This is a genomic window from Microbacterium sp. 13-71-7 (assembly GCF_002257455.1).
Lineage (GTDB): Bacteria > Actinomycetota > Actinomycetes > Actinomycetales > Microbacteriaceae > Microbacterium.
In genome coordinates this window covers 1-1,469 of the sequence record NZ_NCKN01000408.1, presented here as the reverse complement: position 1 = coordinate 1,469, position 1,469 = coordinate 1, and the positions used below count along the sequence as shown (strand labels likewise).

Annotated in this window: 2 protein-coding genes; one reads left to right on the top strand and one right to left on the bottom strand. The window is 74.2% G+C overall.

The features are described from left to right. Positions 1–116: 116 nt before the first annotated feature. Positions 117–794 carry an alpha/beta fold hydrolase gene (locus B7X32_RS20850; protein ID WP_292724142.1) on the bottom strand — a complete coding sequence of 226 codons (678 nt, stop codon included), beginning with the start codon at positions 792–794 and terminating at the stop codon, positions 117–119. A gap of 89 nt (positions 795–883) precedes the next feature. On the opposite strand from B7X32_RS20850, the gene B7X32_RS20845 reads away from it, so the two are divergent. Continuing rightward, the coding region (locus B7X32_RS20845; RefSeq protein WP_292724140.1) for an NUDIX hydrolase family protein at positions 884–1,469 on the top strand (586 nt) is incomplete at its 3' end.

Sequence of the window (1,469 nt, the reverse complement as noted above, 5' to 3'; positions counted from 1 at the left end):
CAGCAGCGCAGGGCGGAGGCCGAAGGCGCGACGGGCGCGGGGCCGATGGGCGTGGGGCCGATGGGCGCTCCTGATCCCGACGCCACCGGCCACGACGCGCGGGACGCCAGGACCGATCAGTCGCCGAGCGGACCCTCCGACACCGGGGCCTGAAGGCTCTCCAGCCAGCCGTCGAGGAAGCGCCGGACGTCGGCCAGCTCCTCCTCCGACACGCTGTGCGTGAGGCCCGGATACACGCGCCCGGTCAGCTCCGAATGCTCGGGGAGCCATTGCGCGGTGTGCACGGCGAGCGCGGGCGGGATGACGTCGTCTCTTGAACCGCGCCCCCAGAACACCGGGGTGCGGCGCTCGCGCAGCGCGGCGTCGCCGGGGAGATCCCCGGGGGCGGCGTAGCCGCTCAGGTTCACGACGGCGGCGATCCGCTCCGGGGCCTCGCGGGCCGCCTGGAGCGCGACGGAGGCGCCCTGGGAGAAGCCGAGCAGCGCGATGGACGGGGCGTCGGCCGCCTCGGCGTCGAGCCAGCGCAGCACGGCCGCGGCGGCGGCGGTCACGGTCGCCGGATCGCGCCGCTCCAGCTCGTCGATCGGATACCAGGAGCGCCCCGGCATCGGCCAGGGGGCGTCCAGCGGGGCGGGCAGCGACGCCACGGTCGCGCCATCGGGCAGGAACGGCACGAGGGAGAACAGATCCCGCTCATCGGATCCGTAGCCGTGCAGGAGGACGAGCAGGGGGAGCGCCTCGTCCTGTCGCGTCCAGCGGACCGCGGCGCGATCGATCTCCACGGGTTCGGCCATGCCTCCATCCTGCCCCAGCCGGGTGGAGTCCCGCCCCCGGATCGCGGCGCGTACTCGGCGCGCATCGCAGACGCTGGTAGAAAGAGACCATGGCGGTACGCACACCCGACCCCGATCCGGCCGACGACGACGGTCTCCCCGACGCGCTGTCCGGCCTGCCAGGCGGCCTCGACGGCCTCGGCGCCTCCGGCGGGGCGAACCCCGGGTGGCTGACCGACTTCGAGCTCGCCCAGGCGCGACGACGGCTGCCGATGCTCTACGTGGAGGCCGTGCCGGTGCGCACCGACGGATCCGGTGTGGTCACCGACATCGGGATCCTGCTGCGTGCGACGCCCCTGGGGGAGATGACGCGGACGATCGTCTCCGGACGCGTGCGGTACGGCGAGACCGTGCGCGACGCGCTTTTCCGCCACCTCGAGAACGACCTCGGGCCGATGGCCTTCCCGATGCTGCCGCCGTCGCCCGCGCCGTTCACGGTGGCCGAGTACTTCCCGATCCCCGGGGTGAGCGCGTATCACGACGACCGGCAGCATGCGGTCTCGCTCGCGTTCGTGGTGCCGGTGACCGGCACGTGCGAGCCGCGTCAGGACGCGCTCGAGGTGACCTGGTTCAGCCCGGAGGACGCCGCCAGCGATGCGCTCGCCGCCGAGATGGAGGGCGGGCGCGGCACGCTCA

Bases quoted from the DNA above. Each gene is read 5' to 3' on its own strand.
- B7X32_RS20850 (WP_292724142.1), bottom strand. From the start codon at position 794: ATGGCCGAACCCGTGGAGATCGATCGCGCCGCGGTCCGCTGGACGCGA.